The following is a 5,152-nucleotide window of genomic DNA, read 5'->3' on the forward strand; positions in this document are numbered from 1 at the left end:
TTTTTTCTCAATTAGTTTATCTACTAATCTGGAACCAATAAATCCAGTTGCCCCTGTTACCAAAATTGATACCATGTTTTGCGAATGTCTCCATGTCATATAAAAATTGGATTTTACATCACAGAAATTAGGTGAATTCTCAATTGATATTTGACGATTACACTCTCTAATCTCTTTTGAGAATAGACAATACGCTTAAGTTCATAATCAACATAGAACATTATTGAAACCTGTAATCATTATCGCAATAGCAGTTGTTTTTCTTCATTTTTAGGAAACCAAACCATAATTTCTGAGTTGTTCATAAATTCAGGAGTTTTAAGGGGGTTATTTTTGACTGAGATGTGCAAATCATAAATGGTCAAACCAAAATAATGTGTGATGAGTATCAAAAAATAGGTATCATAAGGGATACAAATGAAATTCGAGAATCCTTTGACCTTGATACTATGAGATCAATCATAGGATACATACCAGAAGATGAGATGCAGCATACTCACAAACACTCCATCATCATTGAAGCAATTCACGTTATTGCAGGACAGCTTGACGTGTGGAATAACGGGACGTGGAAAACAATTCATGAAAACAACATCATCATGTTTGAGCACGGAGAATATCACAATTTACGAACGACAAAAAAGACAAAGGAGATAAATCTTCTTTCATCGGACTCTAGTATTGCGGCAATCACATTGTCATACAAATGGATTCCACCAAACCTGGAAATACTTCAGGATGAAATCAAAATGGTTCTTGACAATGATTGGTTTCATCTAGACTATGTGTACGGCACAAAAGATGAAACAACCAGTCCGTTGTTAAGAGAAAACGACATAATTCAGGAAAAGTTTTTACAGATTCTAAAGAGAAACAATCTCCAATTGTGACAAACCCCATTCAAAAAAAATCATTGCAACCAGTCTATATTATCCCAGTAAAAGAGAGTGCCACAGCAGACCTTGAGAATATGCAACTAAAGATAGGGGATTTAATATTCAGGTGGGTACGATCTGGAGCTCCAATTGTTCCATCAATGAAAGATAGTATAGAGAGGGTAACAGGAGATGAAAAGTTACGAGAGTATTTTTGGATGAATCTAAGGCCAAAGTTCCTTACTCTTGACCAACCATATACACAACAGAACCTAGATTTCTTTAGTTAGTACAATACGCTTAAATTTACAATTCAACAATATGAGGAAAAATATTTTCTATTGTAGATTTCATCAAATCTCAAAAATAAATTACCACTAGATGTAGTTTTGAATTTTCTTTTTTAACCAAGATGGAAAATATTTCTCATGAAATCACCAATAATCCCATTATGGATTATAGTTTTTGATTATTATCAGGGTTAACAGAAATGGTAGAATATCAAAAATCACTATTTTTGTTTAGAAGAGATCTTCGCATTGAAGACAATACGGGTTTGATAAATGCATCAAAACGATCCTCCAAAGTAATTCCTATTTTTATCATGGATTCTAAATTACTCAAAAAATCAAATCCAAAATTTAGTCAATATAGATTAGAATTTCTTAATGATTGTCTTCTTGATCTTAATGGCCAACTTAAAAATAACGAGTCATATCTACACACATTTTTAGGAAATTGTGAGGAAATAATTTCAAAAATAATACAGAAAGAAAAAATTGATGCTATTTTCTTAAACACCGATTATTCTCCATTTAGCAGAAAACGCGATGATAAAATTAAAAAAATTTGTGCTGAAAATAAAATTGATTTTATCTCAGCAGATGACTTGTTACTACATAATGTAGAACTGCTAAAAACAGGAAAGGAGGAACCATACAAGGTATTCACGGCATTTTACTCCAAAGCACGAGAATTTCCTATTAGAAAACCTCAAAAATTTCAATATACTAATCTGTCAAATCAAGAAATTGAATTTGAAGTTCCAATTACAAAATTTGCAGAATTTTTTGATAAACCTAATCCATCACAGCGTAGAGGGGGACGAAAATCAGGCATACAATTACTCAAGAATGTAAAAAATCTCAAAAACTATGATGAAGAGAGAAATATTCCTTCAAAAAATGGTACATCATTATTATCATCTCATAACAAATTTGGAACACTTTCAATTCGAGAAATTTATGAAAGGTGTGTAAAAGAACTAGGTTCTAACCACACCATTATTTCAGAACTTCATTGGAGAGATTTCTTTACCTATCTAATGTATCATTATCCTCATAGTTTTTCAAAAGAATATAACAAAAAATTTCAAAATATCTCATGGAGTAAAAATAAGAAATTATTTTCTAAATGGTGTGAGGGTGAAACAGGATTTCCAATTGTAGATGCAGGAATGAGAGAACTCAATGAGACAGGATTTATGCACAACAGACTAAGAATGATTGTTGCATCTTTTCTAACAAAGGATCTACACATAGATTGGAGGTGGGGAGAAAAATATTTTGCAACAAAATTAGTTGATTACGATCCTTGTGTAAATATAGGAAATTGGCAGTGGGCAGCATCTACGGGTTGTGATGCACAACCATGGTTTAGAATTTTTAATCCGTGGTTGCAACAAAAAAGATTTGATCCTGACTGTATTTACATCAAAAAATGGGTTCCAGAATTAAAGTCACTAGATTCCAAAGTAATTCATAATTTATCAAATTCTTTTCCAAAGGATTTGTCATATTTTGAGCCTATAGTGGAGCACAGTATAGAAACAAAGATTACAAAAGAGATTTTTGGTTCGGCATAGTAATCTAGAAGTTTTAAAATAAAAAATATCTTTCCTAAATCTTTGAAAATAGTGTAGTTTTTTAGTTATATTTTACTTTGAAAAATATTGAATGATTTATGTGATTAGATTCTAAACTTTTTTGAAAATAGGCCATACGCTTAACTTCCAGATTGAGGACTTTTTTAGCACTATGTGGGAAATTACTATGTCCTAAATACAAGAAAACCCTACATTTTTCATGGATATCATTTGGGGAAATGTAGGAAATATTTTGTCAGGCCAAATTTTTGAATTGAATCTTACTCATAGAAAAGATGGGAACAAAAACACATACTCTGATGTAGAAAAAATCAGAATTAGTGAAACTGATTTTATGAGTCTACCAGCTGACATCAATAATTGCACAAAGGAATTAGTTGAAGAGCATCTCTCAGGGGCATTTGTAAAATGTGAAATTAAAGACAAGAACCAGGAAGGTAACTACGTATCTTCTGTTTCACATTCAGGCCAAGGGGGATATTGAATGCTTCAAACATGGCCTTCCATAACAATAGATCATACAAAAATACAACAAAATAATAAAAAAATAAATGAAATCACTGAAGGTAAATTTTCAGTTTTAATAATTAAAAATTTTTACGATGTAGATTCATGTAATACCATTATTCAAAGAATTAATTCTAATGCGGAAAATCAAGAAGGTGCAACAAAAATTGGGGTTTCCCTTGTTTCGCATATTACTAGAAAAAAAGAATATTTTATTCAGGCAAATATTGTTAGAAAAACTCTTAGAGAAATATTTTTTGGGGCTCCGGATCCTCTAAAAAAAATACATAATCTTTTGAGAGAATTATTTCCAAATAAAGAAATTTCAATTGCAGTGGAAAATGGAAAAAAATATGCTTGTGGAGTAATTAGATTACATGGATTAGGGGATTCGGCATCTATACATAGAGACAATGCAAGTTATGAGGCAAAAAATTTTGATATTTCCAAATTTTCAATACAGTTATCGATAGTGTTGTACATTCAGCAATCCGAAAAAGGAGGAGAATTAGTTTTGTACAAAAAAGCTTGGGAGAAATCAGATGAGAAATTTCGAAATATTGAATTTGGATACAAGCGTGATGTGGTTGCAAACTCAACTCATCATGTAAAAATCAAACCAAATCAGGGTGATTTAGTAATAATTAATCCAAATCACTATCATGAAATACTACCTGTAAAAGGTAGTAAAAGACGAATAACTTTGGGATTGTTTTTATCTTTTTCAAAATATGGAAAAAAAATTGTAACTTGGTCTTGAAAAAAGCAATCAAGATCTGGACAAAAATCTTTTTCTAATTTGCTGGAATTAGCCAGAATTTTTTAATGAGTAAAATTAATTCAAAAAGATGAAAAAGGCTTTCCCGATAATTATAGCATCTGTACTAATCGGAGTTTATCTTATTTTGTCTCTAGTACTGTTTCCTCAGATTTATCTCTCAAAGGCGATACCAGACCCACAGGCATATTTTGATGTAAAAATTTCAGATGCTTCTATTCCACTTGGAGAATCATTTAATGTGAATATTTTTTCTAAAAACATTGGCGATTACGGCGATATTCATATTTTATCCATAGGATTTCCATCCCTAGATAAAATCACGGATGAAGTCAAAGTGATCAATTCAGATTTTAATCATCAGTATAATTTTATTGAAAAAAACACTCTAGTTGGAAGTAATTATACTGCATCTGTTCAAAAAGTGCAATTACAATATGCATTAATTGAGATTATGAATAGACCATCACTGCCAAATGATTCTTATAATTTTCAATTATCCGTGACGCCAAAAAATACTGGACTCTATGAAATTTATGTTAAAGCAATTGAGATTCCTCATACTGGTAATCTCGCTCATTTTCCACATCAAGGGATGATTGACCCACAAGGTGAATATGTTGAAGTGTATTCTGTAATGGTGAATCCCTAATATCTAATTGAGATGAACAATGAATATGGAATTAGACTCTAAGCCAAGTATACAGAAATCTCAGCGTATCTTCCTGCTTGGAAATTTCTTGATGAGTTTAGGCATTTTGCTTGTAACTGTTGGTGGTAGTTGGGATATTACAAATCATGTATTGAGCAAGCCTGAATCGTTTGTGTCTGTACCGCATGGAGTGATGTATTCTGGAGTGGCAATGTCCTTGGTTGGAACTGTAATCTCGCTTTTAATTTGGCATGAAATTGAAAATAAAAAACATCTAAAAATTTCACTAAAGTTAGGAGTAATTGGAATTATTGTCTTGATTGGTGCTGGGCCTATTGATTTTTTCTGGCACTCTACTTTTGGACTAGATGGTCTGCTCAGTCCTCCACACATGTCTTTGATATTTGGAATGATTTTAACCAGTATTGGTGGAATGGTGGGTCTTGTAAGATATC

General features: G+C 31.7%; 7 protein-coding genes and 1 pseudogene. 7 read left to right on the forward strand and 1 reads right to left on the reverse strand.

Going from position 1 to position 5,152, the window contains the following annotated elements:
- Window positions 1-99, reverse strand: a 99-nt coding sequence (locus ACW9XA_RS09710; protein ID WP_457764128.1) for an NAD-dependent epimerase/dehydratase family protein, incomplete at its 3' end; no start/stop codon positions are given.
- 245 nt (window positions 100-344) lie between these two features.
- Here ACW9XA_RS09710 and ACW9XA_RS09715 point away from each other — a divergent pair.
- The 7 genes and pseudogenes from ACW9XA_RS09715 to ACW9XA_RS09745 all read left to right on the forward strand — a co-directional run.
- Window positions 345-890, forward strand: a complete 546-nt coding sequence (locus tag ACW9XA_RS09715; RefSeq protein WP_457764122.1) for a cupin domain-containing protein — start codon at window positions 345-347, stop codon at window positions 888-890.
- On the forward strand, window positions 887-1,165 hold the full coding sequence (locus ACW9XA_RS09720) for a hypothetical protein (RefSeq protein ID WP_457764123.1): 279 nt from the start codon (window positions 887-889) through the stop codon (window positions 1,163-1,165). The genes ACW9XA_RS09715 and ACW9XA_RS09720 overlap by 4 nt, the downstream gene beginning before the upstream one ends.
- A 200-nt stretch (window positions 1,166-1,365) precedes the next feature.
- The gene (locus tag ACW9XA_RS09725) at window positions 1,366-2,739 is read left to right on the forward strand and encodes a cryptochrome/photolyase family protein (RefSeq protein ID WP_457764124.1); all 1,374 of its coding nucleotides are present in this window, start codon (window positions 1,366-1,368) and stop codon (window positions 2,737-2,739) included.
- 220 nt (window positions 2,740-2,959) lie between these two features.
- Window positions 2,960-3,244 (forward strand): hypothetical protein, encoded by a 285-nt coding sequence (locus tag ACW9XA_RS09730; RefSeq protein WP_457764125.1) that lies wholly within the window; start codon window positions 2,960-2,962, stop codon window positions 3,242-3,244.
- Window positions 3,245-4,027, forward strand: a complete 783-nt coding sequence (locus ACW9XA_RS09735) for a 2OG-Fe(II) oxygenase (RefSeq protein ID WP_457764126.1) — start codon at window positions 3,245-3,247, stop codon at window positions 4,025-4,027. It begins immediately after the preceding gene.
- Between the two features lie 88 nt (window positions 4,028-4,115).
- On the forward strand, window positions 4,116-4,697 hold the full coding sequence (locus tag ACW9XA_RS09740) for a hypothetical protein (RefSeq protein WP_457764127.1): 582 nt from the start codon (window positions 4,116-4,118) through the stop codon (window positions 4,695-4,697).
- A gap of 91 nt (window positions 4,698-4,788) precedes the next feature.
- A pseudogene (locus ACW9XA_RS09745) lies at window positions 4,789-5,152 on the forward strand (hypothetical protein); the annotation flags it as partial.

The organism is Candidatus Nitrosopumilus sp. bin_6a, from assembly GCF_054095695.1.